The sequence below is a fragment of the uncultured Roseobacter sp. genome (assembly GCF_947492555.1).
Lineage (GTDB): Bacteria > Pseudomonadota > Alphaproteobacteria > Rhodobacterales > Rhodobacteraceae > Roseobacter.
Genome location: NZ_CANLNE010000002.1, coordinates 317,610 through 341,125 on the forward strand (window position 1 = coordinate 317,610; position 23,516 = coordinate 341,125).

General features: G+C 56.9%; 26 protein-coding genes. 10 read left to right on the forward strand and 16 right to left on the reverse strand.

Annotation, left to right across the window (positions count from 1 at the left end):
- Nucleotides 1-12: 12 nt before the first annotated feature.
- The 5 genes from Q1A07_RS08575 to Q1A07_RS08595 are packed head-to-tail and all read right to left on the reverse strand — an operon-like array spanning nt 13 to nt 2,178.
- Nucleotides 13-726: a flagellar hook-basal body complex protein gene (locus tag Q1A07_RS08575; protein ID WP_299779787.1), complete on the reverse strand. Its 714-nt coding sequence runs from the start codon at nt 724-726 to the stop codon at nt 13-15.
- A 1-nt stretch (nt 727) separates the two neighbouring features.
- A complete protein-coding gene (locus Q1A07_RS08580; RefSeq protein ID WP_299779789.1) occupies nt 728-997 on the reverse strand; it encodes a flagellar biosynthetic protein FliQ in 270 nt (89 codons plus the stop codon).
- 1 nt (nt 998) lies between these two features.
- Nucleotides 999-1,325, reverse strand: a complete 327-nt coding sequence (fliE, locus tag Q1A07_RS08585) for a flagellar hook-basal body complex protein FliE (RefSeq protein ID WP_299779791.1) — start codon at nt 1,323-1,325, stop codon at nt 999-1,001.
- A 49-nt stretch (nt 1,326-1,374) separates the two neighbouring features.
- The gene (gene flgC / locus Q1A07_RS08590; protein WP_299779793.1) at nt 1,375-1,767 is read right to left on the reverse strand and encodes a flagellar basal body rod protein FlgC; all 393 of its coding nucleotides are present in this window, start codon (nt 1,765-1,767) and stop codon (nt 1,375-1,377) included.
- Between the two features lie 12 nt (nt 1,768-1,779).
- Nucleotides 1,780-2,178 carry a FlgB family protein gene (locus tag Q1A07_RS08595; RefSeq protein ID WP_299779795.1) on the reverse strand — a complete coding sequence of 133 codons (399 nt, stop codon included), beginning with the start codon at nt 2,176-2,178 and terminating at the stop codon, nt 1,780-1,782.
- A gap of 81 nt (nt 2,179-2,259) precedes the next feature.
- On the opposite strand from Q1A07_RS08595, the gene Q1A07_RS08600 reads away from it, so the two are divergent.
- On the forward strand, nt 2,260-3,636 hold the full coding sequence (locus Q1A07_RS08600) for a FliI/YscN family ATPase (RefSeq protein ID WP_299779796.1): 1,377 nt from the start codon (nt 2,260-2,262) through the stop codon (nt 3,634-3,636).
- 9 nt (nt 3,637-3,645) lie between these two features.
- Here Q1A07_RS08600 and Q1A07_RS08605 read toward each other — a convergent pair whose 3' ends face one another.
- From Q1A07_RS08605 to Q1A07_RS08630, 6 genes are all read right to left on the reverse strand, one after another.
- Complete coding sequence (locus Q1A07_RS08605; RefSeq protein ID WP_299779798.1) at nt 3,646-4,944, reverse strand: DUF1217 domain-containing protein; 1,299 nt, start codon at nt 4,942-4,944, stop codon at nt 3,646-3,648.
- Nucleotides 4,944-5,348 carry a flagellar biosynthesis repressor FlbT gene (flbT, locus tag Q1A07_RS08610; protein WP_299779800.1) on the reverse strand — a complete coding sequence of 135 codons (405 nt, stop codon included), beginning with the start codon at nt 5,346-5,348 and terminating at the stop codon, nt 4,944-4,946. The genes Q1A07_RS08605 and flbT overlap by 1 nt, the downstream gene beginning before the upstream one ends.
- Entirely contained in the window at nt 5,345-5,716 is a 372-nt protein-coding gene (flaF, locus tag Q1A07_RS08615; RefSeq protein ID WP_299779802.1) for a flagellar biosynthesis regulator FlaF, read from the reverse strand. Before flaF ends, flbT begins: the two co-directional genes overlap by 4 nt.
- 69 nt (nt 5,717-5,785) lie before the next feature.
- Nucleotides 5,786-7,153: a flagellin gene (locus Q1A07_RS08620; RefSeq protein ID WP_366944057.1), complete on the reverse strand. Its 1,368-nt coding sequence runs from the start codon at nt 7,151-7,153 to the stop codon at nt 5,786-5,788.
- Between the two features lie 153 nt (nt 7,154-7,306).
- Nucleotides 7,307-7,666 (reverse strand): flagellar export chaperone FlgN, encoded by a 360-nt coding sequence (gene flgN, locus Q1A07_RS08625; RefSeq protein WP_299779804.1) that lies wholly within the window; start codon nt 7,664-7,666, stop codon nt 7,307-7,309.
- On the reverse strand, nt 7,656-7,937 hold the full coding sequence (locus Q1A07_RS08630; protein ID WP_299781380.1) for a rod-binding protein: 282 nt from the start codon (nt 7,935-7,937) through the stop codon (nt 7,656-7,658). Before Q1A07_RS08630 ends, flgN begins: the two co-directional genes overlap by 11 nt.
- 116 nt (nt 7,938-8,053) lie before the next feature.
- Between Q1A07_RS08630 and Q1A07_RS08635 the strand changes: the two genes are divergently transcribed.
- Together Q1A07_RS08635 and Q1A07_RS08640 are read left to right on the forward strand one after the other, a co-directional pair.
- Nucleotides 8,054-9,406, forward strand: coding sequence for a flagellar hook-length control protein FliK (locus Q1A07_RS08635; RefSeq protein ID WP_299779806.1), 1,353 nt, complete (start codon nt 8,054-8,056; stop codon nt 9,404-9,406).
- Nucleotides 9,407-9,417: 11 nt separating this feature from the next.
- Nucleotides 9,418-10,107 carry a flagellar hook capping FlgD N-terminal domain-containing protein gene (locus tag Q1A07_RS08640; RefSeq protein WP_299779808.1) on the forward strand — a complete coding sequence of 230 codons (690 nt, stop codon included), beginning with the start codon at nt 9,418-9,420 and terminating at the stop codon, nt 10,105-10,107.
- Here Q1A07_RS08640 and Q1A07_RS08645 read toward each other — a convergent pair.
- The 5 genes from Q1A07_RS08645 to Q1A07_RS08665 are packed head-to-tail and all read right to left on the reverse strand — an operon-like array spanning nt 10,085 to nt 15,396.
- Nucleotides 10,085-11,413, reverse strand: a complete 1,329-nt coding sequence (locus tag Q1A07_RS08645) for an FAD-binding oxidoreductase (protein WP_299779810.1) — start codon at nt 11,411-11,413, stop codon at nt 10,085-10,087. The genes Q1A07_RS08640 and Q1A07_RS08645 overlap by 23 nt on opposite strands.
- The gene (locus Q1A07_RS08650) at nt 11,410-12,228 is read right to left on the reverse strand and encodes an ABC transporter permease (protein ID WP_299779812.1); all 819 of its coding nucleotides are present in this window, start codon (nt 12,226-12,228) and stop codon (nt 11,410-11,412) included. Before Q1A07_RS08650 ends, Q1A07_RS08645 begins: the two co-directional genes overlap by 4 nt.
- Entirely contained in the window at nt 12,225-13,100 is an 876-nt protein-coding gene (locus Q1A07_RS08655; RefSeq protein ID WP_299779814.1) for an ABC transporter permease subunit, read from the reverse strand. The genes Q1A07_RS08650 and Q1A07_RS08655 overlap by 4 nt, the downstream gene beginning before the upstream one ends.
- A 31-nt stretch (nt 13,101-13,131) precedes the next feature.
- Complete coding sequence (locus Q1A07_RS08660) at nt 13,132-14,259, reverse strand: ABC transporter ATP-binding protein (RefSeq protein ID WP_299779816.1); 1,128 nt, start codon at nt 14,257-14,259, stop codon at nt 13,132-13,134.
- A 54-nt stretch (nt 14,260-14,313) separates the two neighbouring features.
- Nucleotides 14,314-15,396, reverse strand: a complete 1,083-nt coding sequence (locus Q1A07_RS08665; RefSeq protein ID WP_299779818.1) for a polyamine ABC transporter substrate-binding protein — start codon at nt 15,394-15,396, stop codon at nt 14,314-14,316.
- A gap of 159 nt (nt 15,397-15,555) precedes the next feature.
- Here Q1A07_RS08665 and Q1A07_RS08670 point away from each other — a divergent pair, with 159 nt between their 5' ends.
- The 7 genes from Q1A07_RS08670 (at nt 15,556) to Q1A07_RS08700 (ending at nt 23,452) form a co-directional block, all read left to right on the forward strand.
- Nucleotides 15,556-16,254, forward strand: a complete 699-nt coding sequence (locus Q1A07_RS08670; protein WP_299779820.1) for a GntR family transcriptional regulator — start codon at nt 15,556-15,558, stop codon at nt 16,252-16,254.
- Nucleotides 16,255-16,323: 69 nt separating this feature from the next.
- Nucleotides 16,324-17,721, forward strand: a complete 1,398-nt coding sequence (locus Q1A07_RS08675) for an aspartate aminotransferase family protein (protein ID WP_299779822.1) — start codon at nt 16,324-16,326, stop codon at nt 17,719-17,721.
- Between the two features lie 226 nt (nt 17,722-17,947).
- Complete coding sequence (locus tag Q1A07_RS08680) at nt 17,948-19,048, forward strand: ABC transporter ATP-binding protein (protein WP_299779824.1); 1,101 nt, start codon at nt 17,948-17,950, stop codon at nt 19,046-19,048.
- Nucleotides 19,049-19,165: 117 nt separating this feature from the next.
- Nucleotides 19,166-20,272: an extracellular solute-binding protein gene (locus Q1A07_RS08685; protein WP_299779826.1), complete on the forward strand. Its 1,107-nt coding sequence runs from the start codon at nt 19,166-19,168 to the stop codon at nt 20,270-20,272.
- 70 nt (nt 20,273-20,342) lie between these two features.
- Nucleotides 20,343-20,630: a DUF1330 domain-containing protein gene (locus Q1A07_RS08690; protein ID WP_299779828.1), complete on the forward strand. Its 288-nt coding sequence runs from the start codon at nt 20,343-20,345 to the stop codon at nt 20,628-20,630.
- Nucleotides 20,631-22,271 (forward strand): ABC transporter permease, encoded by a 1,641-nt coding sequence (locus Q1A07_RS08695; protein WP_299779830.1) that lies wholly within the window; start codon nt 20,631-20,633, stop codon nt 22,269-22,271.
- A gap of 2 nt (nt 22,272-22,273) precedes the next feature.
- Nucleotides 22,274-23,452 (forward strand): ABC transporter permease, encoded by a 1,179-nt coding sequence (locus Q1A07_RS08700; protein WP_299779832.1) that lies wholly within the window; start codon nt 22,274-22,276, stop codon nt 23,450-23,452.
- Nucleotides 23,453-23,516: the final 64 nt, after the last annotated feature.

Below are 23,516 nucleotides of genomic sequence, written 5' to 3' on the forward strand. Positions count from 1 at the left end.
CTTTGATATGGTTTACTGAGACATCGCCCGAAGGGCTTGACGAACACGTTCGTCTTCGGCCTCAAGGAAGCTTGCGCCGAGTTCATAGGCGCGCTGAACTTCGATCATTCGAGTAATTTGCAGAACTGGGTCGACGTTCGAGCTTTCGACAAATCGCTGCAGAACCCTCGCTCCTTCTGCAGGTTCATATCCTTCGTCGGCGCGGAACATCACCCCGTCTTCGCGGACCATTTCCCGAGAATTCAGCGGTTGAACCATGCCAATCTGCCCAATCGGATCTCCTTCGCTGGAAATCGTGCCGTCAGCGGAAACGGCAATATCGGCCGCACCCGGTGGAACAAAGACAGGCGCACCACCGGCATCCAGCACCCGGTAGCCATCCATTGTAACAAGGTCGCCTTGTTCATTCGGCGAGAAAGCTCCGGACCGGGTCAGGCGTTCCCCTGCCGGCGTTTCAACAAGGAAAAAACCGTCACCTTCAATTGCAAAGTCAAACGTTCCCCCGGTCTGCGTCAAAGTTCCTTGCTGAAAAGATGTCTGGCGCACATTGCCTTGCCCCATTGAGAGACTGGAGGCGCCATCTATCGATTGAACGTATTCTGAAAAGACAAGACCTTCCTGGCGGTAGCCCGTCGTTGCTGCATTTGCGATATTGTTCGCAACAATTCGCATCTCGCGCATAAGACCGGATTGGCGGGTCAGAGTGGTGTAGCCAGAGTTGTCCATGTCAACCTCCGATGATCAACGGGATGATGCGATTGTGGAAAAACGAAACGAGCGTTTGCGTCATGAATCCCATTGAAATCCAGAAGACGATCACGATCGCGGCGAGTTTCGGCACGAAGGTCAACGTCATTTCCTGAATGGATGTCAGCGCCTGTACCAACCCAATCGAGACGCCGGTGACAAGGGCGGCTGTCAGGATCGGGATGGATATGATCACCGCGATCCACAACCCCTGCCGCAAGGTGTCAAAGAAGAGGATTTCATCCAGCATCTTAGACGGGCATCCGCAGAATTTCCTGGTAGGCTTCTACCACTTTGTTGCGGACGGTCACTGCAGCCTCGACCGCAAGCTCAGTCTGGGCCAACGCCTGAACAAGCGCATGCGGATCGGCATCTCCGATCATTGAGGTTTTGGCGACCTCTTCGCTTTCAGCGAGTGTTTGTGCGAAATCTACTGCCACCTTGGTCGCAGCTTCCGCGACGGTCGTTTCGTCGGGCGAGGGCTCCGTGGCAGGACGGGCCTGCGTGTAGCTTTCAATCGCAGATACAGATCGCGCGTCTGTAAACCTTTGAATTGCCGATACAGCTTTCATATCCATTCTGGATCTCCTTGAAGTCACACAGCCATTCGGGCTGTCTTAGTCATAGTTACTTTCTCAGCAGGTCCATCAAACCGCTGGACATTTTCCGTGTCTGTTCAAACACTTTCAGGTTTGCTTCGTAGCTTCGCTGCGCTTCGCGCGCGTCACCAAGTTCAATCATCAAGTCGACATTCGAACTATCAAAGTAACCATCATCCCCCGCCATTGGATGCGCCGGGTCATACACCCGCTCGAGCGTTGACCGGTCCAGTTGCACACGTCCTGTTTCAACCATGGAGACACCACTTCCTGCGTTGAAAGAAGTCTCAAACGGGACCAGTTTTCGACGATATCCAGGGGTATCCGCATTGGAAATATTTTCCGCCAAGTGGCGCAAACGTGTTGCTTGGGCTTTCAAACCGCTGGATGTGACACTGAGTGCCTTTGCAAAATCGTTCATGATACGTTCTCCCTACTGACGACTCAATGTGGCGCGCAGAATGCCAAGAGAAGACTTGTAGATCGCAAGAGCCCGGTCATGTTGTCGCTTGGCGTCGAGCGATTTCAACATCTCACCTTCAAGCGAAACGGTATTACCGTTTGGTGAGGCAATCGCACTTTCATCAATTGTTGGGTCGACGCTCTGCCCGCTCACTGCACCATTCAGGTGAAGAGCACGCGTCGCTCGTTGGCCAGCAGCATCGCCCAAAGAGGCATTACTTTTGTATGTCTCTGCAAAGGGTGCGACGTCACGTGCCTTGTATTCAGGCGTGTCAGAGTTGGCCACATTCTGTGCGGCAACTGCCTGCTTCTGGCCCGCGTGTACGGCCATTGCATGTGAAATCTTGAAGACTTCCAAATTTTTGAACATCGGGGCTTCTCCCTCGAACGGTTTCATCAAGGCTTAACTCTGATTCCTTTAGAAAGAGTGTGCGAATACCAAAGGATTGCCATGAACCAGCCAATTCCCTTCGACGGGCTGACTGCCCAGATCACTGAATTGAACCCGGTACGCGCCATTGGCCGTGTCGTCCGTGTCGAGGGCGGGGTGATCCACGTCGCCGGTCTTGCTGGAAAAGCACGCATTGGCGATCTCGTTATCGTCTACCGCCAAGGCGAGCCGTTATCTGGAGAAGTGCTGCAGCTTGACGGAGACCTTCTGGTACTGTTGCCTGATCAGGCGCCCGAAGGCGTTGCACTGCAAGATAGGGCAGCATTGCTTGAGGCGCGGGGAATCGCTCCTTCAAACGCTTGGGTAGGTCGCACAATCGACCCATTTGGCAACCCACTGGACGGCAAACCATTGTTGAGAGGGGTTACGGCACGTGCGCTGCGGCGCGCGCCACCCGATCCGGGCGCACGCCGTGCCATGGGAGAGAGATTGAATACTGGGATGGCAGGATTGAACACTATGCTTCCCATTGTTCGCGGTCAGCGAATCGGCCTCTTTGCTGGTTCCGGTGTTGGGAAATCGAGCCTTTTGGGCCATCTGGCACAAAATATGACAGCTGACATTGTCGTTATTGCCATGATTGGCGAACGCGGGCGCGAACTGCGTCATTTCATCGACGAAGTTCTCGGCAAGGAAGGCTTAAAGCGGGCCATTGTCGTCTGCGCTACCTCGGATCAATCGCCGTTGATAAGACGCCGATGCGCTTGGGCCGCAATGTCGGTGGCCGAGCATTTTCGCGATCAGGGAAAATCGGTTTTACTGCTGGCGGATTCCATCACGCGGTTTGCCGAAGCACACCGCGAAGTTGCGGTGGCGGCTGGAGAAGCGCCGGTTTTACGTGGTTTCCCGCCATCCACCGCACATTTAATTATGTCCCTTTGCGAGCGCGCAGGACCAGGGCAGAATAGTCAGGGTGATATTACCGGCGTTTTCAGTGTTCTTGTGGCGGGTTCAGACATGGATGAACCGATCGCCGACATCTTGCGCGGCGTTTTGGATGGCCATGTCATCCTTGATCGGATCATTGCTGAACGTGGTCGCTATCCAGCAATCGACGTCCTGAGGTCCGTATCAAGAAGCTTGCCAGCTGCAGCAACTGATCAGCAAAACAGTTCCATCGCCAAGGCTCGACATCTGCTGTCTGTGTACGACAACAATGCAATGATGATCCGTGCCGGCCTTTACTCCGTGGGAAGTGATCCTGAGATTGATGCTGCGATGCAAGTTTGGTCAGACTTGGACGGATTCTTGGCCAAAGTTGAAAGACAAAGCATAGAGAATAGCTTTACCCAATTGGAACTCATTCTCAGGCGCGTGCGAGTTCCCGCTGGACCTGCAGGCGCGGGGCAAAGCGTTAGGCCAACATCCGCAGCTTGAAGTTGCTGATTACGATTGAAGAAGTGTCAAAGCTAATGAGGCTGAAGTTGCACCACTGTTGAAAGAAGACAACTGAGATCGGACAACATATTGTGTAATCAGCTCATCCAGCGCCTCAGGTTCCGAGAACTGGTTTACTTGATCGCTCCCAAAAATGGACTGGGCGCGCTCTTTGAAAACCGTTAACTGCTGGTTGATGTCAATTTGACCAATTTCACTTGGCAAGTTAAACGCTGTTTCGAAAAGGTTGCGAAGGGGCGGCTCGCCCATGATCGTAAACCACTTAGCATCGTTCGACATATCGTCTGATCTGAATGGTTCCAGTTCAAACGCACCATTCACAACTTTTACCGGCTGGTCATATGCTATGCCGTTGGGCCATTCGAAGTTCTGCTCAATGTACTGATCGCTGATCCGTGTCGAGAACCCACTTCGGCGCGCCTGAAAGTCCTCTGCAATGCCAAAGCCAAAGGCACGGGAGAGTTCGGCATAGGCCGGGTTGTCCAATTCATTGGCAAATGCAACAACGGAGATGCTGCCTTCTTCCAAGACATTTTTAATCTTTTCCCGCTCCGGACTCACTGGTGTTTCGGCGCTGGGCTCAAATGAAACGATTGCCTCATAGTCGTCCTGCAGACCAAATGCGCCAAGTGTCATTTTGAGAAGTCTCGGATCATCCAGAAGGTCATCAGGTTTTTCAATCAAGCCTATGTTGTCCTGATAGTACTCCACATCATCTGCAACCGAAGAGGCAAAGTCTGACACCGCTGCGGACACGACTTCTGCGGCAATACGCTCATCTGATTTCTGTGGTGGGCTCGCCAGTTCGCCCAGAACTCGTTGTGCATAAAGCGCAACCCGCATCGAATCATTTTGCTGCCCAGCAGAAACTTCGAAACTGCTTTCGCGAAACCGAGCGACAATGCTTTCGGCAAAACCACTCTTGCTAATTTGCCGGTCTTCACCAGGCCCCAGACCAAAAGCTTCGGAAAACTCCTTGTAACGATTATCAGAAAATCTGTTTGCCAATGAATCGTTCGCCGTCGTTCCTTCCTCCAAGATTTTTTGGATAAAGAAGCGGTTTTCAATGTCATCCTGAATCCCGAATGCGCCAAGTGCGACTTCAAGAAGTCTTCGATCAGAGGTAAGGTCCTCAGCGGTCTTCACATCACCGATGTTTTCCAGAAAGTAATCTGTGTTCCGTGTAATCTGAGCGGAATTGGAGAAGTTCTCCAATTGGGAATCGTAGGTTCTCTGGAGAAAGCGCCAGCCTGCTAGGCCTGCTGAAGGAATGACGGGAGCAAACATCAGTTCATCCTTGCCGCCAAAAGTCGCTCCTCACGTGGGAGCAACGCACGCAGTGATTTTAGCGCCCGGTAGTGCTGCTTCTCAACAAGACCGCGTGTCGCTTCGGCCAACACATTGCGGCTATCGGAGTCTGTGAAGACTTGGCTCAACTCTTCAATTTGACGTAGCAATGGAAGATGTGCCTCCTCCGGGCTCTTGTCGCCGGACAGAACCAATTGTACCGCAAAGCATACGCGTTTTACCGGCGTTTTGGCATCTTCCGGGTGGATTGCATCGCGCAATCTCAAAATGTTTGCACCAGGGGTCATAATTGCAAGCCGGCTACGACGATCGCCATTCTCGATAACGACACCGTTTATCAAAACACGCTCTTTTGGGCTCAGCTTCAAGACGAGGCCACTCATTTCGCGTCTCCTTCCTGCTTAAGACCGCCCAGGATCATCGCATTTATCTCCAACAACGGGATAGCAGTCTCTTGTTTGCGGAGCACTTTTTGGGTGTGCAGCCGTGTGAACTCCGCCAAGTATACAATCTTGGCACGCAACTCATCTGGAAGAAGATTGTTTTCGTCCATTACGTCGACGGCAAGCGCTGTCCAAAGTTTGTTGTTTTCGTACAATGCCTCTGCCAGAGACGAAAAATCGTCCGATCTAATCGCCTTTTTCAAGCGATGGGAAATGCGAGCGATGACTTCATATTCTGCACTGCGGGCCGTTCTGGTCGGAGCCGCTGCGGGCGCGTATGCGCTCTGGGCTTGTGCGTAAGCGTTCACGATACAACCTTCATTGGAAACTGGAAATTTGGTTCAGGGGCGCGAAACTCCGCGCCCCTGAGGTATCGCTTAACGGAAGAGCGACAGGAGAGTCTGCGGTGCCTGGTTGGCAATAGACAGGGCCTGAACACCCAGCTGCTGCTGTGTCTGCAGCGCCTGAAGCTTGGCCGAGGCCGCTTCCATGTCTGCGTCCACCAGTGCGCCGATGCCCGAAGTCAGACGGTCGGTCAGCTTGCTAACAAAGTCAGCTTGCGTTTCGATCCGGCTGCCTGTGGAACCCAGCTCGGCGGCCGTATCGATCGACGTCTGGATCAGACCCTCGATCGCAGTCAGCGCGCTTTCGGCGCCGTCATCCGTTGTCACGTCAATCCCGCTCAGCGCCGCCAGAGCACCTGCGCGTGTGTTACCATCACCGGTGCCATCCGAGTCAACGACGTTTACGTTGATGCTGTAGTTGTTGGCAGCGGTTGTGTTAGTCGCCGTCCAAACAAGATCGTCACCATTCGCGACAACGTTGAGAGCCTCTGTGTCCAAACCGTTTGCAGACGCGTAGACCGCATACGCCGCTGCGAGACCAGCAGCTACATCAGCAGCGGTATCACCTTCTTGAGCGGTATAAACGATTTCCGCCGCAGCAATGCTGCCACCGGTGTCAAAGTCACTGCCCGCATAGGTACCAGCACCAGCGATTTGTACTTCGAATGCAGCACCAGCGAGATCGGTGATACCAGTGCCAGCAACCAACATGGTTTGATTGACGACCGAGGTCCCGACGGTAGTAAGGTTTGCGGTAGCCGCACCGCCGACAGCTGCTCCGCCAGCAGCGAAGGTAGCCGTCGCATCGAGAGATGCATTATTGGTCCCAAGGTTGGAACGGCTGACGCTGATTTCACCAGATGTCACCGTACCATCGCTGGCGCGGTCAAGCGAAGACAGGATGTTGGATGTCTGGTCTTCCAGAGCAATGCCATCGTCATTCAGCAGGTTCAGACCGTTGAACTGAGCGGCACCAACAATCGAACCGATCTGGTTGGTCAGCGCTTCGATATCCGTCTGGATCTTGGCGCGGTCGACGTTCTCTTCCTGAGAGTTGACGATCTTGCCTTTGATTTCGGTCAGCAGGTCAGTAATGCTTTCCGATGCGTTCAGCGCAACACCGACAGTCGCCTGACCCAAGGCCAGCGAGTCGGAAATGGCTTCAAAGCCAGCGACGTCCGAAGACATGACTTTAGAGATCGCCCAAACGGCAGCATTGTCCTTGGCGCTTTCCACTGTCTTACCTGTGGAAATTTCGCTTTGGACTTTGCCCAGGTTCATATTGATGGATTTCAGGGTCTGCAGCGCGACCATAGCGCTGTTGTTGGTAAGAATGCTCGACATAAGCATGTTCCTTTGATCATTCACGCTTTGCGTGGATTGTGCCCCCGGCGTCTTCACGCGGGGACGAAACTGTCTTTCTGACCAATGCAATCGCCTATATCTGACGACGCGCCACCCGACCTCGGATGCATCGCCAACATGCCCGGACAAAGGCTAATGACTGCTTAAGTCGATCAGCCCCTGTCATTCGGTTTTTATTCAAATCCCACCTCAGGCACGCTTTTCAACGGCGCCATCAGGTGTCACGTCGATTGTGCGGCGTTCACCCTTTTCATCATAAGTTTCGAGCGAGCTCCGAACACGCCTCAGCGCGGCGAGCCTGCGCGCGACCGTCCGAATACCCTCCAGCGCGCTATCCAGGAGCGCCTGATTGCGCATGACCTTCGCGTTCAGGGCTTCCAAAGGCGCGCGATCTGCCTCTTCCAAAGCGGCAAGCTGGTCGATCAGCGATTCTTTGCGCTCCAACAAGCGGCCAATTTCATCTAGGTCGCCTATCAGCAACGCAGCACGCTCGGCCTCCAGAACGTCATCCAACGCGTCGATCACGTCCTCGAAATGTTCATCCGTCATTTTGTCTCTCCTTCAATGCGTGAAACAGTGATTCGCTTAAGCCGATGCCGCCAGCCTTGACCATCTGCATTGCTTGTTCCTGCAGCAGAAACGATCCGAATTGATCCTCACCTGCACCCCCGCCAAAATGATCGCTCGTTTTGCCTAAACCTGCTGATTTCAGCATTTCCGCAAGAAATCCGGCCTCCAGTTTCTGCGCGACTTCGCGCAGCGCCTGATCCTGACGGGACGTGGTCGTCGGCTGTGATCCAACCGGGGGTATTGCAGGCATGACAGGTGTCTCCAATTGCAACTATTTTTCTGAACCATGCGCCAAATCGGTAAAGATGCGGTAACTATCCAACGTCATAAAGCTCGCGGAACGTGGAAGAAGTCCCGGAGGCGCTTGTGCTTGAAATCCTATCTATACAGCCATCTGCGAAGGCTAATCGTACTGAAAAGTCAGGTGTCGCAGATGATCCGAAAGTGAAAGATGATCGGGATCGATCGGAACCCGATTTCGAATCGGCATATGCGTCCGATGCCGAGAAGGAAGCAAAATCAGCAGGCGAAGACGATACAGCGAGAAGCCCCGCGCCAGAAGAGAACGCCGCCGCGCGTGAGAAATCGCGAGAGGCTGAGGCCGAAGAAGCGGACCCTGTTGTGACTTTCGAAGCGGAAACTTTGCCGGAGGAGGAACTGCCTGTTCCGTCGCCGAAAACCGGAACAGAAGACAAGGTCGCAGCAGAAAAAGGAGCGCAGAAGGGCGGTGCAGCAACAAGCGAGCTTGTCTTTGCGCAGCGCGTTTTCACGGAACAGAGGTCAACGGCGACCAATGATCCAACAACTGTTTCCGCACCGCCTGTGGCTAGAGAAGCGAGCACGCAGCCTGTGATCCTGCAAGCAACGAAAGCAAACGTGACGCCGGGCCCAGAGACGGGTAGTAACAGCGTGCCGAAAGTCACTGCAATTCAAACTGATGCTGATGGCTCTGCACCGACAACAGCCTCTGCCAAAACCGCGCAGGCGCTTGAAACAACAGCACCCGCCACATCCATTCCTCAAAGAAAAGTGGACATAGAGGCAATCGGTCCACGGGCAGAGGCACGCTCAAAAGTTGATGCAGAAAAAGACCGCGCACCGAAAGACGTTGCAGTACAGCAGAACGCCAATGCCAAGCCGTCTGTAACGATAGCGACAACACAGGTTCCGACAGCACCTCACCCAATCATGCCACTGACGGCCCAGTCCGACACGTCCTCTCTTGATGTCGCAATGCCTCCAATAGGAGATGTGGATACACCAACGTCTTGGGATCCGCGGAGCGTGGCGCCAAACACCCTTGCGCAGACACTGTCCCGGCCAGAGACACCCGGCATGATTGGTCGTCAAATTACCGAAATCCTGCAGCGTTTACCGGATCGGCCGGTGGAACTCTCCCTTAATCCAGAGGAACTTGGCCGGGTTCGGCTGAGCATTTCTACGGCAGAGGGGGGCATAACTGTTCATGTTCTTGCGGAACGCCCCGAAACGCTCGATTTGATGCGACGGCATATTGATCTGCTTGGCCGCGAGTTCCAGGCACTTGGATACGAGAGTATCAACTTCGCCTTCAATGAGGGTCAATCCGAGCAAGATGCTGGAACAAACAGCGATGAGAGCGCTTCAAATCCCGCAAATTCGGTTGTGGGTGAGCAGCAAGAGGACCCCGCCACTCCAATAACTATGGCCCCGTCGACCGGGGTGGATCTGCGGCTTTAAGGAGAACCGATATGGAAGTCACAAGCACTCAGGCAACGCAAAACGCAGCCCGGACAGCGGCAGCAAGTGAACAGTCCAACGCTGTCTTGTCCTCGGATTTCGAGACATTCCTGCAAATGCTCACGGCACAAGCCCGATATCAAGATCCGCTGGAACCGATTGATTCATCTGAATATGCGGCGCAACTGGCCCAGTTCTCAATGGTGGAGCAGCAGGTTCTATCCAACGATCTGCTGCAGGCGCTGAGTGCACAGATGTCGGCGGGCAGCATTTCACAGATTGCGGGTTGGATTGGCATGGAGGCTCGTACAACTGCTCCTGTTTCCTTCGATGGATCACCGGTTACCGTGATTCCGAAGTCTGAAGCAGGCGCAGATGAAGCTGTCCTTGTCGCTTATGATGCCGACGGAGAAGAGGTGCATCGTAAGCAAATTGACATCGGTTCGGACCCCGTGGAATGGATGGGCATTGCTGATGATGGAACGGAATTCCCGCCGGGGCTTTACAGCTTCAAAGTGGAAAGCCGCGTGGCGGGCCAAACAATCGGCGTCAACTCTGCTGAGACATACTCAAAGATCACCGAGGCACGACGCCAGGGAGCAGCGACGGTCTTCATTCTTGAAGGCGGGTCAACAGTCACTGCGGAGGACGTTACGGCCCTACGTGAGCCGGCGGAAGCTACATCCGATCAGACAGCATGAGGCCCGCGTAAGCGGGAGGCATGATCACCCGCCTTGCGCGACCAAATGGAAATCTTGCCAACGGGGTTCGCATCGCCACTGGATAAACTTCCGGTTCCTCGCCAAGGATACGCTCTGCAAGGATTGAGCCACTCAATGTCCCCATTGCAATGCCATTCCCATGGTAACACATACCTGCCCACAGCCCCGATTCAGGCCGGAGCTCGCCAACAAACGGTAGACGATTACGTGCGAGGCAGACCATGCCAGACCACATATGGGTTGCTTCGACCTGCGCCCAAGCCGGGAACAATCTCGTAAAGTCCCGCCTGATCCGATGCCTCGCACGGTTTTCGGCCGCCGGTCCAGTCATCAAACCACCGCGCATACCAAACAGAAACCGCCGGTTCGGCATCAGTCTAAAATAGTGCAGCAGGTGGCGCGTGTCGTAGCTCATCTGATCGCTATGCCAGCCTTGTTCTGCGATCTCTGCATCGCTGAGTGGCCGTGTCACCAGGACATTGGATTGCCCCGGCATATAGCGCCCGGCAATTTCCTTTGGCAGATGTTCTGACGCGTACCCGTTGGTTGCGACGATCACATGCCGGGCGGTCACGCACCCTGAATCGGTTTCAAGTTGGTAGTGCCGCGCAGATGACTGCAGCTGGCGAACAGGGCTATGGTGGTAAATCCGCACCCCTGATGCAACTGCAGCATCGGCAAGACCTGTCAGGTACTTTAACGGATTCAAACCAAAACCAATTGGAATGGTCAGCGCTCCGAAAAACGGACCACCCATGCCCGCCGCTGCAAGATCTGCTTTCTCGATCAACTGCGATGAGACGCCGTAGTTTTCTTCTGTCCTGGCAGCTTTTTGGCGCAGGTCTTCCATGTCTTTGGGGCGATGCGCCAGTTCGGTTTCACCCGTGGAGTGCCGGTCCACTCCCAGATCCAATGCGTCGATCAGATCTGCCACAAGCTCGACGGAAGCCTTTTCAGCCGCGCGAAACTCAAGGCGTCCGGATGTGCCAAACCTCGCATCAAGGGCCGCATCATCCAGCATGCTTCCGCCCAAGCAGCAAAAGCCCCCGTTCCGACCGGAGGCGCCCCAACCGGGAAATTCTGCCTCGAGCACAACGACGTCAACACCAGCCTTGGCCAGATGAAGCGCCGCAGAGAGGCCGGTGAACCCCGCGCCGATGATCGCGACCTCAGCCGTCAGGGGTCCTTGCACTGCGGGGCGATCTGGTATCTCGCAGGTTTCATCCCACCAGCATCCCATGCGCGGGCCGGGCCCATAGGCATAGTCTGAAAAGATGCGGGTCATGCGGTGCGCGCCGCAGCCTGCTCATCTCTCTGCTGGCGCAGGCTGTTGCGTTTGGAAATCAGCGATGCGCTGATCACGCCCACGGTGACAATCCCAATCATGATGGTCGACAGCGCATTTATTTCCGGCGAAACACCCAGCCTGACCGCCGAGAAAATCTTGATCGGCAGCGTGGTGGCCGATGGGCCGGCGGTGAAGGAGGCGATCACCAGATCGTCTAGGCTGAGCGTGAAGGCCAGCAACCAGCCGGAAATGACCGCAGGCGCGATGATCGGCAGGGTCACCAGACGGAACGCATCGAAACTGGAACACCCCAAGTCAAGCGCCGCCTCTTCCAGAGATCGGTCAAAAGTCATCAGGCGCGAGGATACCACAACCGAAACATAGCACATCGAGAACGTGGTATGGGCGAGAACGATGGTCAGCACACCGCGATCCAACCCGATGCCGATAAAGAGCAGCAAGAGCGACAGCCCGGTGATCACCTCGGGCATCACCAACGGCGCATAGATCATCCCGGAAAAGAGAGTGCGCCCCAGAAACCGCCCTCCGCGCACAAGTACATAGGCCGCCATCGTTCCCAGTACGGTGGCAAAGGTGGAGGACAAGACAGCAACCTTGATCGTGACCCAGGCGGCATCCAGAAACGCTTCATTCTGGAGCAATTCGCCGTACCACTTGGTCGAGAACCCCGCCCAGACGGTCACCAGTTTGCTTTCGTTAAACGAATAGATCACCAGAATGACCATCGGCAGGTAGAGAAAGGCAAACCCCAACGTCAGCGACGTGACATTGAACCAGCTGAGCCTGTTCATGCCTCCTCCTCCGCCTGCCGTTGCTGGTTGCGCTGGAACAGAACGATGGGGATGATCAGGATCAGCAACAGAATAACGGCGACCGCGCTGGCCACGGGCCAATCACGATTGTTGAAGAATTCCTCCCAGAGCACTTTGCCGATCATCAAAGTACCCGATCCCCCCAGCAAAGACGGGATGACGAATTCCCCCAGGGCGGGGATGAAGACAAGGAAGCTGCCTGCGATGATCCCGTTTTTCGACAGGGGAATGGTGACCAGCCAGAAGGCCTGCAGCCGTGAACATCCGAGGTCTTCAGCCGCTTCGATCAGGGACCCGTCCAGCCGGTCGAGAGCGGCAAAGATCGGCAGGATCATGAACGGCACATAGGTATAGACGATGCCGATGTAGACGGCAGTCGTGGTGTTCAGGATGGTCAGCGGTGCGTCGATCAGCCCGGTCCACAGCAGGAACTGGTTCAGGAAACCTTCCTGACTGAGGATGCCCATCCACGCATAAACCCGGATCAGGAACGACGTCCAGAACGGCAGGATCACCAGCATCATCAGCGTCGGGCGCCATTCTTCCGGCGCGCGCGCCATCGCATAGGCGATGGGATACCCCACCAGCAGCGTCAGAATGGTGGAAATCGCCGCGATACGGAGCGAACTGACGTAGGCTTTCCAATAGAGATCATCAGACGCCAGAAAGGCGAAGTTCTCGAAATCCAGAGCCGAAAAGAAAGGGCCGACACCGTCGCTGAGCGTCGGTGTGTACGGTGGGATTGCCAGCGCGATATCGGACAGTGAAATCTTGAAGACGATCACGAAGGGGATCAGGAAAAGAGCCAGCAACCAGGCATAGGGAATAGCGATCAGCGCAAATCTCTGCATTGTCCCTCCCTTGCGCTGTCCATCTGCCTGCTCATTGCGCCAACAACACGCCCGCAGTCGCCGTCCAGGACACCCAAACCGTATCTTCCCAAGTAAAGCTCCGACGCGATATGCGGCGGGTATTGGCGGTTTGCGATTTGATGATCTGCCCGCCGGGTAGCTCGACGTAGTAGGTGCTGAGATTGCCCAGATAGGCGATATCCAACACCGTGCCCTGAACGGCGTTATCCACATCCGCAGGCCGCTCGGCACTGATTGCGATTTTTTCAGGCCGTACTGCCAAGTGGCACGACTGTCCGTCGCTGAATGGACGGTCGGATGCAGCAACCAGGGGCTGTTGCCCCTCGGCCCAAGAGATGTGATAGCGGCCCTCGCCCATTGGCGTTGACTGGCCAGCCACGATATTCACATCGCCAATGAAATCAGCGACATAGACGCTTTCCGGCGCTTCATAAATCCGCTCGGGTGTCGCCACCTGCATCACCCGGCCTTCGTCCATGACCGCCACGCGGCTGGCGACGGTCATTGCCTCCTCCTGATCATGGGTCACGATCACGAAGGTGGTGCCGGTCTTTTCCTGAATGTCCATCAGTTCGAACTGCGTGGCCTGCCGCAGTTTTGCGTCCAGCGCGCCCAACGGTTCGTCCAGCAACAAAAGCTTGGGCGCCTTGGCAAGGCTGCGGGCCAAGGCGACACGCTGCCGCTGCCCCCCGGAAATCTGGTGCGGTTTGCGACGGGCAAATTTCTCGAGCCGGGTCAGCTTGAGCATCTCGGTCACCCGCGCGTCGAGATCATGTTTCGGCATGTTGCCGCGCCGCAGACCAAAGGCGATGTTTTCATAGACGCTGAGATGCGGAAACAGCGCGTAGGACTGGAACATCATGTTCACCGCGCGCTTGTTCGGCGGCACGGCGGCGATGTCCTGCCCGGCCAGTTCGATGCTGCCCTCGCTCACTGTCTCGAACCCGGCGAGCATGCGCATCATCGTGGTCTTGCCACAACCAGACGGGCCCAGCAGCGCAAAGAACTCCTTTTCGAAGATGTCGAGTGTCAGATCGTCGATGGCGACAAATTCGCCAAAGCGTTTTGTGACATTCTGAAACCGGATCAGCGGTTTCTCGTTGGGATCATCCCAAGGGGCAAAAACTGTTTCAGCCAAAGGCGCATTCCCGAAAAAGGCCGGGCGCAGGATTGCCGCGCCCGGTTGTCTGGCTCATGTGCCCGATTTGATCCGGGTCCATGTCCGGGTCAGGGTGCGCTGTTCGCGCGGGCCCCATGTGGTCACCGTATAGAGGTTCTGCAGCGCCGCCTCATCGGGATAGATCGCTGTGTCGCCGATCACGTCTTCGACCAGAAATTCCTTGGAGGCCGCGTTGCCGTTGGCGTAGTAGACGTAGTTCGACGCATCCGCCATGTTCTGCGCGTCCATGATAAAGTTCAGGAACGTGTGCGCAGCTTCCGGGTTCGGCGCATCGGCAGGGATGGCCATCTGGTCAAACCACATGAGCGCGCCTTCGTTCGGAGCGCTATAGGCGATCTCAACCCCGTTCTCGGCCTCGGCGGCACGGTCGCGTGCCTGAAGGATATCGCCCGACCAGCCGAACGCCACGCAGATATCCCCATTTGCCAGCGCGTTGATGTATTCGGAACTGTGGAATTTCTGAATATACGGGCGGACGGCTGTCAGTGCCGCCTCGGCCTTCTCCAGCGCTTCGGCATCCTTGGCGTCCGGGTCTTCACCCACATAGGTCAGCGCAGCGGGGATCATCTCGGTCGGGGCGTCCAGAAAATGCACGCCACAGGCGGCCAGCTTTTCCATGTTGCCCGGATCAAAGATCAGGCCAAGCGACGCAATGGGGGCGTCCGCGCCCAGTATTTCCTGCACCTTGCCGACATTCACGCCAAGGCCCGTGGTGCCCCACATGTAGTTGATCGAATATCCGTTGTCGGGATCGTACTGCTTTGTCCGATCTTCGATCACGTCCCACATATTGCCAATGTTGGGCAGTTTTGACTTGTCGAGCGGCTGGAACACGCCGGCCTGAATCTGACGGGCAAGAAAGGTGCCTGTCGGCACCACCACGTCGTAGCCCGAACCACCCGCCAGCAGCTTGGTTTCCAATACCTCGTTGCTGTCGAAAACGTCGTAGATGAGCTCGATGCCGGTCTCGGCTTCGAACTTCTCAAGCAGTGCTTCGTCAATGTAGTCCGACCAGTTATAGACCCGCACTTCATCCGCAAAGGTCGCCGTCGTGCAGAGCGCAAGGGCTGCGCTGCTCAGCATGAGCTTTTTCATTTCATACTCCCGTTGATACCGTCCGGGTTTGCCCCGGTTTCGGTGAATTTGATCAAGTTTTGCCCCATTCGGCAAGATGCTTTATGCTTTCACGCGATCACAGGCTGTGCAAGACATCAGACCTTATCGGCGAACCAGGAGGAGGGACGGATCATAAAAGTGCTTAGAAATCCGGCATCCGACGCGCCACCAACCGCGGCAAAACTGCCCGCCCATCAGCATGTCTATGAGCAGTTGCGCGCGCGTATTCTCTTTGGCGATCTGGCACCGGGGCAGGCCGTGACCATTCAGGGTCTGGTCGACGATCTTGACGCCGGGATGACACCGGTGCGCGAAGCCATTCGCAGACTGATCTCCGGCGGGGCGTTGAGCATGCTGGGAAATCGACGTGTGATTGTCCCGGAACTGACGGAGAGCTGCATCGAACAGCTTGATTTCATGCGGCAATCTCTGGAACCACAGCTGGCGCGACTGGCCACCGCGCGCGTCACGGACGAGGATCTGAGCAGCCTCAAGGCGCAGGACGATGCGCTGAACACTGCCATTTCACAGGGTGATATTCCAGGATACCTGACCCACAACTACCAGTTTCACGCGACACTCTATGAGCTCGCGCAAGCCCCAATCCTGAGCGCCACTGTAGATCGGTTGTGGCTGCGTTTTGCACCGTCGCTGCGCGTTGTCTGCGGCCGTTACGGAACGCTGAACCTGCCAGACAAACACGCGGACCTGCTGGTGGCTTTGCGCGCCCGCGATGCGGAGGCGGCGGCGACAGCCATGGCAGAGGACGTGCATCAGGGAATGCTGCAGATCCGGGCGTCCCTCGATACGGCCTCACCGGCCAAGCGATTCGATTGACTCTGCATAATTTGATCATATTCTGCGCGCACAGGCCTCGTGCCTCACTTTCCAACTGACAGGTGCCCCATGTCCGCAATCACCAACCACATGCCCACGGCGGAGCTTCAGGCGCTGGATGCAGCACACCACATGCATCCTTTCACCACGAATGACGAGCTGGCGGACAAAGGGGCGCGGGTCATCACGCGGGCAAAGGGCGTTTATCTGACGGATAGCGAAGGCAATCAGATCCTCGATGGTATGGCCGGTCTGTGGTGTGTAAACATCGGCTACGGGCGCAAGGAAATGGCCGAGGTGGCGGCCCGCCAGATGATGGAACTGCCCTACTACAACACGTTCTTCATGACGACCCATGTTCCAGCCATCGCCCTGGCGCAGGAAATCGCCAAGCTGGCACCAGAGGGGTTGAACCATGTGTTCTTTGCCGGGTCGGGATCAGAGGCAAACGACACAAACATTCGCATGGTCCGCACCTATTGGGCGGAGAAAGGCAAACCCGGCAAGAGCCATATCATCAGCCGCAAGAATGCCTACCACGGATCGTCTGTCGGGTCCGGGTCGCTCGGTGGCATGAGCTATATGCACGCGCAGGGCGGCATGCCAATCCCCGGTATCCACCACATCAACCAACCCGACTGGTGGGCTGAAGGCGGTGATATGACGCCCGAAGCGTTCGGCCTGGCCCGCGCGCAGGAACTGGAAGCCAAAATTCTGGAACTCGGCGAGGACAAGGTTGCCGCCTTCATCGCCGAACCGATCCAGGGTGCAGGGGGGGTCATCGTCCCGCCCGAGAGCTACTGGCCGGAAATCCAGCGTATCTGTGACGCCTACGACATCCTTCTGATCGCCGACGAAGTGATCTGTGGGTTCGGTCGCACCGGCAAATGGTTCGGCAGCCAGACCATGGGCATCCGCCCGCACATCATGACCATCGCCAAGGGGTTGAGTTCCGGCTACCAACCCATCGGCGGATCGATCGTCTGTGACGAGGTCGCCGAGGTGATCGGTGCCACCGAATTCAATCACGGCTATACCTATTCCGGCCACCCGGTCGCCGCCGCCGTGGCGATGGAGAACCTGCGCATTCTGCAAGAAGAAGACATCATCGAACGTGTTCGAACCGTTGGCGCGCCTGCGCTCAGGGCAGGTCTGGAAAAGCTGGCCGAGCACCCGTTGGTCGGTGGGCTGTCGATCAAGGGAATGATGGCATCGCTGCCCCTGACCCCACATAAGGAAAGCCGCGCGAAATTCGCGGGAGACGCGGGGACCGTAGGGTACATGTGCCGCGAGCGGTGTTTTGCGAACAACCTGGTCATGCGCCATGTCGGCGACCGGATGATTATCTCGCCTCCGTTGATCATCGAGCCCGAGGATATCGATTTTTTCATGACGCGCGCGCGCGTTGCGCTGGACGAAACCTATGCGCAATTGAAAGAACAGGACATGCTCAAATCGGCGTCCTGAAACCATTGACTTGATTCGCTGCACTGCGGCTTGGCCGGAAATTCTGTCACTATGGCAGAAATTTGCAGTACGTCGGCGCAATACCAGCGCAACATTCAGTCAAATCGCCTTGAATCAGGAATGATACCGCTAGCTGTCAGTTAAGCGCTTGCACCTGATCGGTTGCTTCGTGTTAGATTTGCGTCAATCAGTGCGGAAAACCGCCGGACACAATGGGGAGCCACTCTTGGCCGACACTAGCAATGCAGACGCGTTCGTCGAATTCGAGCGCGTGCAAAAAAGTTATGATGGCGAAAATCTCGTTGTCAAAGACCTCAACCTCTCGATGCCCAAAGGTGAATTCCTGACGATGCTTGGCCCCTCGGGGTCCGGAAAGACGACCTGTCTGATGATGCTGGCAGGATTTGAGACCGCCACCCACGGCGATATTCGTCTGGATGGGGTGTCGATCAACAACATACCACCGCACAAGCGGGGCATCGGTATGGTGTTTCAGAACTACGCGCTGTTTCCGCATATGACCGTGGCCGAAAACCTCTCCTTCCCGCTTGAAGTGCGCAAGATGAGCAAGTCGGACCGCGAGGCAAAGGTAACCCGCGCGCTCGGTATGGTGCAGATGGGCGATTTTGCCGGACGCCGCCCCTCGCAACTTTCGGGTGGCCAGCAGCAGCGGATCGCTCTGGCGCGCGCGCTGGTTTTTGAACCTGAACTGGTGCTGATGGACGAACCGCTGGGCGCTCTGGACAAGCAACTGCGGGAAACCCTGCAGTTCGAGATTACCAAGCTGGCGCATGATCTGGGGATCACCGTCGTCTATGTGACACACGACCAGACCGAAGCGCTGACCATGTCCGACCGCGTTGCCGTCTTTGACGATGGCCGCATTCAGCAGCTGGCCCCGCCCGACAAGCTCTATGAAGAGCCCGAAAACAGCTTCGTGGCGCAGTTCATCGGCGAGAACAACACGCTTGAGGGCAGGGTCAAGGAAATCAAGGGCGGGACGGCGCTCATCGAGTTGGACAGCGGTGAATTGATTGACGCACAGCCCGTGAATGTCGCGGCGGCGGGGGAGCGCACACGCGTGTCGATCCGCCCTGAGCGGGTGGAGTACAACAAGGACCGCCTGAGCGAGGACGCGCATACGCTGAAAGCCGAAGTGCTGGAATTCATCTACATGGGCGACATCTTTCGCACGCGGCTGCGCGTCGCGGGCACCGACGAGTTCATCATCAAGACCCGCAACGCGCCCGACGTCGAGCGGCTCACCCCCGGTCAGCAGATCGAAATCGGCTGGCTGCCACAGGATTGCCGCGCATTGGACGCCTGACGGCGGACGTGTGCGACCTGTCGTGTCCGGGCAACGGGCACGATCTGACAGAGGCGGAGGCCAAGCCCGTTGCCACCTGCCTCAAGACCCAAACGGGCATATAATTGGGAGACTATAATGAAACTGACCAAGACGCTTTTGGCATCTACCGCGCTGACAGTTGCAGCCGGCATGGCCACAGCTGACGGCCACATGGCCAATGAAATGACGATTGTCAGCTGGGGTGGTGCCTACTCCAACTCGCAGCAACAGGCCTATCACAATCCATATATGGAAAAGACGGGCATCAACATCATCAACGATGAATCCTCTGCCGAAGCCGTGGCCAAGCTGCGCGCGATGAACGAGGCGGGCAACGTCACATGGGACGTGGTTGACGTGGTTGCCGCCGACGCCATCCGCCTGTGCGACGAGGGTCTGGCAATGGAGATCGACCCGGACGAGCATCTCGCGGCCGCGCCTGACGGCACCTCTGCTGAGGATGACTTCGGTGACCTGCTGGTATCCGACTGCTTTATCCCGCAGATCGTCTATTCCACAACCTTCGGCTACCGCACGGATATGGTTGGCGACACGCCGCCCACCTCTGTCTGCGCCATCTTCGACACAGATGCCTATCCCGGCAAGCGCTCGCTTGAAAAGCGTCCGATCAACAACATGGAATGGGCTCTGCTCTGCGATGGTGTTGCCAAGGACGACGTTTATGACGTGCTGGAAACGGACGAGGGCCAGCAACAGGCGCTCGACAAACTGGCCACCATCAAGGATGACGTGATCTGGTGGTCTGCCGGTGCCGACACGCCACAGCTGCTGGCAGACGGCGAAGTCGTGATGGGCTCGACCTACAACGGTCGTCTGTTCTCGGTGATCGAAGAGCAAAATCAGCCCGTCGCCATGCTCTGGGACGCGCAGGTGTTCGATCTGGACGGCTGGATCATCCCAACCGGTCTGAGCGAGGAACGTCTGGCCCGTGCGCTGGACTACATCTATTTCGCCACAGACACGCAGCGTCTGGCGGATCAGGCCAAGTATATCAGCTATGGCCCGGCGCGTGCGTCTTCGGCACCGCTGGTTTCCACCCACGCGGATCTGGGTATCGACATGGCACCCCATATGCCAACCGATCCCAACAACGCGCAGAACACGTTCCTCTACAACTACGAGTTCTGGGCTGACTATCGCGACGACATCGACGCGAAGTTCCAAGCGTGGCTGGCACAATAACCCTTCTTAGGGACTGATATCCAAGGCAGGGGCCGCGTAGTGGCCCCTGCTACATCAAAAGGACAGACCAATGCCCAAAGGCTACATCATCGGCCATATCACCGTCACCGACCCAGAGGCCTACAAGGAATACGTGATCAAGGACACGCCCATTCTGGAAGGGCTCGGAGGACGTTTCATCGTCCGCGGCGGACCATCGGAAGTGATGGAAGGTGAAAGCCACGAGCGGCATGTGGTCATCGAATTCCCGTCGTATGAGGCGGCCAAGGCGGCCTACAACGACCCCGCCTATCAGGAAGTGATGAAAATCCGGCATCGCACGGCAGAAAGCACGATCATCGTGGTTGAAGGTGCCTGAATGACAGATGCGACGCAAAATTCCGGCCCAATGATGGCCGCCGATGGCACAACGCTGAAATCCAGCCTCAACCGGGCGCTGCGGCGTCAGAAGCTGCGGGCGCTGATGCTGATCGCGCCGCTGCTGATCTTTGTGCTGGTGACCTTTATCGCGCCGATCGCAGATATGCTGTTCCGCTCGGTGGAGAACCAGATTGTCTCCGACACCCTGCCGCGCACGACCACACTGCTGGCGGATTGGGACGGTGATGCCGGTGAACTGCCTTCATCCGAGGTCTTCGAAGCGCTGTACACAGATATTTTCATCGCACAGGAACGCAAGCTGCATACCCGTCTCGGCTCGCGTCTGAATTACGAATTGACCGGCGTATCATCGCTGTTTCGCAAATCGGGCCGTAAGGTCGAGGATATGGGCGAGGTCTATCAGGACCAGTTCGAAGACCTCGATGGCTTCTGGAAGGACAGCGAAAACTGGAATGCGCTGATGGGCAGCGACAGCTGGCTTGCTGACCAGACCGCGTGGGATGACAAATCAGACGCCCGCCAGCCGGCCTTCGAGCCGCGCGAAGAGATCGAAAGCCTGCTGCCGCAAACTGCGGCAACCTTCGAAATCTTTGCCGATTTCGTCCAGAATGAAGATGAAGACAACCTCGCCAAGGAAGACCCCTGGGCGCTGGTCTATTCCGCGCTCTACACCGACCTGATGCAAGAACCGGACGTCTCGGGATATGGCGGTCCTGGCTCTGCCGAACTGCTGCAGGCGATGGGCGCTGTCGGCACATTCGAAAACGTGGACTACCCGGCGGCGTTTGAGGAGATCGACAAGGATTGGCACAGCATTGACGTCTGGCAGACGATCCAGACCTACAGCCCGGATTTCACCTCGGGCTATTTCCTCAACGCTGTGGACATGAAAAAATCACCCGACGGGCCTGAGATGCGCCCTGACAACGAACAACTCTACATCAAGCTCTTTATCCGCACGCTGTTCATGTCGCTGGTCATCACCGGGAGTTGCATATTGCTCGGCTACCCGGTGGCCTGGATCCTCGCCAACCTGCCTGCGCGTACCGCGAACCTGCTGATGATCCTCGTGTTGCTGCCGTTCTGGACATCGCTGCTGGTGCGCACCTCCGCCTGGAAAGTCATGCTGCAACAGCAAGGCGTGATCAACGATACGCTCGTCTGGCTGGGCGTGGTGGCCGATGACAGTCGCCTTGCGCTGATCAACAATCAGACCGGCACGATCATCGCGATGACCCATATCCTGCTGCCCTTCATGATCCTGCCCCTCTACTCGGTGATGAAGACCATCCCGCCCAGCTACCTGCGTGCGGCGAAATCCTTAGGCGCCACCAACTGGACTGCTTTCTGGCGCGTCTATTTTCCACAGTCCGTGCCGGGGATTGGCGCGGGTTCGATCCTCGTCTTCATCCTCTCCATCGGTTACTACATCACGCCGGAACTCGTGGGCGGGACAACCGGTACCTTTATCTCCAACCGCATCGCCTATCATATCTCCAGCTCGCTGAACTGGGGATTGGCAGCAGCACTGGGGGCAATCCTGCTGGCGGTCGTGCTGGGCCTCTACTGGGCCTACGACAGGATCGTCGGCATCGATAACGTGAAGCTCGGAGGCTGACCATGGCTGCATTAACCCCCATCTCCCGCACGCCCGTGTCATTCTATGTGCCCGTTGTCGCCGCAGCGGGCGCGGTGGCCGGTCTCCTTGTCGGCACCGCACAGGGCAGTTCCCTGATCGGCATCATCGGCGGCGCCATCCTCCTGGGTGCCATTGCCTTTCTGCTGACCCAGATCATCAAGGCCGAGGCACCGGGGCGGTGGGCACTGACCGCCTTATTCGCCGTGGCCGGGTTTTTGATGGGCGGGTTGGCCGCAGGTATCATCGGGCTGCTCTTCGGGTGGTTCTTTGGCTGGTTCACCTTCTGGCTCTTTGAGGGCCGATACCGCGCCTATGTCGCCCCCTATCTCACGCCCGGTCAGGTGCTCTGGCACTACACATTCCGGGTGATCTGCGGCGCGATCCTGGTCTTTTTGATCACCCCCATCCTCGTGGTGATGCCACTCAGCTTCAATGCCGAGGATTTCTTCACCTTCACCCCTGAGATGCTGCGTTTTGACCCCGCAGGCTATTCGCTGAAACACTACGAAGACTTCTTCACCAACTCCGATTGGCAGGGCGCGCTTGCCAACTCGGTCCGGATCGCCCCCATGGCAACCCTGCTCTCCGTCAGCTTCGGTACCCTCGCGGCCATCGGGCTCAGTCAGCCCCACGTGCCTTTCCGCCGCGCCATCATGGCGATCCTGATCTCCCCGATGATCGTGCCCCTGATCATCTCGGCCGCCGGCATGTACTTCTTCTACAGCCGCATCGGCCTGCAAGGCACCTACATGGGGGTGGTGCTGGCCCACGCCGCCCTGGGCATTCCCTTTGTGATCATCACAGTGACCGCAACGCTTGTTGGCTTTGACAACTCGCTGACGCGAGCAGCCGCCAACATGGGCGCCGGGCCGGTCACAACCTTTTTCCGCGTGCAAATGCCGCTGATCCTGCCGGGCGTGATCTCCGGTGGACTCTTTGCCTTCATCACCAGCTTCGATGAAGTTGTGGTCGTCCTCTTCGTCGGCTCAGCCGGTCAGAAAACGCTGCCCTGGCAGATGTTCACCGGCCTGCGCGAACAGATCAGCCCGACCATCCTCGCCGTGGCCACGATCCTCGTGATCATCTCCATCGCCCTGCTGACCGTGGTTGAAATGCTCCGCCGCCGCTCCGAACGCCTGCGCGGCATGTCTCCCGCCTGACCGAAAAACACGCAGCCTTCATTGTTCCAAAAATATGCCCGCCGGAGGCGCAGGGTTCTGCCCC

Excerpts from the sequence above, each read along its gene's own strand:
- Q1A07_RS08600 (WP_299779796.1), top strand. The coding sequence starts at position 2,260 with ATGAACCAGCCAATTCCCTTCGACGGGCTGACTGCCCAGATCACTGAA.
- Q1A07_RS08650 (WP_299779812.1), bottom strand. The coding sequence starts at position 12,228 with ATGAACAGGCTCAGCTGGTTCAATGTCACGTCGCTGACGTTGGGGTTT.
- Q1A07_RS08695 (WP_299779830.1), top strand. The coding sequence starts at position 20,631 with ATGACAGATGCGACGCAAAATTCCGGCCCAATGATGGCCGCCGATGGC.
- Q1A07_RS08630 (WP_299781380.1), bottom strand. The coding sequence starts at position 7,937 with ATGCCTGCAATACCCCCGGTTGGATCACAGCCGACGACCACGTCCCGT.
- Q1A07_RS08655 (WP_299779814.1), bottom strand. The coding sequence starts at position 13,100 with ATGCAGAGATTTGCGCTGATCGCTATTCCCTATGCCTGGTTGCTGGCT.
- Q1A07_RS08580 (WP_299779789.1), bottom strand. The coding sequence starts at position 997 with ATGCTGGATGAAATCCTCTTCTTTGACACCTTGCGGCAGGGGTTGTGG.
- flbT (WP_299779800.1), bottom strand. The coding sequence starts at position 5,348 with ATGAGTGGCCTCGTCTTGAAGCTGAGCCCAAAAGAGCGTGTTTTGATA.
- Q1A07_RS08700 (WP_299779832.1), top strand. The coding sequence starts at position 22,274 with ATGGCTGCATTAACCCCCATCTCCCGCACGCCCGTGTCATTCTATGTG.
- flgC (WP_299779793.1), bottom strand. The coding sequence starts at position 1,767 with ATGAACGATTTTGCAAAGGCACTCAGTGTCACATCCAGCGGTTTGAAA.
- Q1A07_RS08690 (WP_299779828.1), top strand. The coding sequence starts at position 20,343 with ATGCCCAAAGGCTACATCATCGGCCATATCACCGTCACCGACCCAGAG.
- Q1A07_RS08575 (WP_299779787.1), bottom strand. The coding sequence starts at position 726 with ATGGACAACTCTGGCTACACCACTCTGACCCGCCAATCCGGTCTTATG.
- fliE (WP_299779791.1), bottom strand. The coding sequence starts at position 1,325 with ATGGATATGAAAGCTGTATCGGCAATTCAAAGGTTTACAGACGCGCGA.
- Q1A07_RS08640 (WP_299779808.1), top strand. The coding sequence starts at position 9,418 with ATGGAAGTCACAAGCACTCAGGCAACGCAAAACGCAGCCCGGACAGCG.
- Q1A07_RS08675 (WP_299779822.1), top strand. The coding sequence starts at position 16,324 with ATGTCCGCAATCACCAACCACATGCCCACGGCGGAGCTTCAGGCGCTG.
- Q1A07_RS08595 (WP_299779795.1), bottom strand. The coding sequence starts at position 2,178 with ATGTTCAAAAATTTGGAAGTCTTCAAGATTTCACATGCAATGGCCGTA.
- Q1A07_RS08665 (WP_299779818.1), bottom strand. The coding sequence starts at position 15,396 with ATGAAAAAGCTCATGCTGAGCAGCGCAGCCCTTGCGCTCTGCACGACG.
- flgN (WP_299779804.1), bottom strand. The coding sequence starts at position 7,666 with ATGACGGATGAACATTTCGAGGACGTGATCGACGCGTTGGATGACGTT.
- Q1A07_RS08605 (WP_299779798.1), bottom strand. The coding sequence starts at position 4,944 with ATGTTTGCTCCCGTCATTCCTTCAGCAGGCCTAGCAGGCTGGCGCTTT.
- Q1A07_RS08685 (WP_299779826.1), top strand. The coding sequence starts at position 19,166 with ATGAAACTGACCAAGACGCTTTTGGCATCTACCGCGCTGACAGTTGCA.
- Q1A07_RS08645 (WP_299779810.1), bottom strand. The coding sequence starts at position 11,413 with ATGACCCGCATCTTTTCAGACTATGCCTATGGGCCCGGCCCGCGCATG.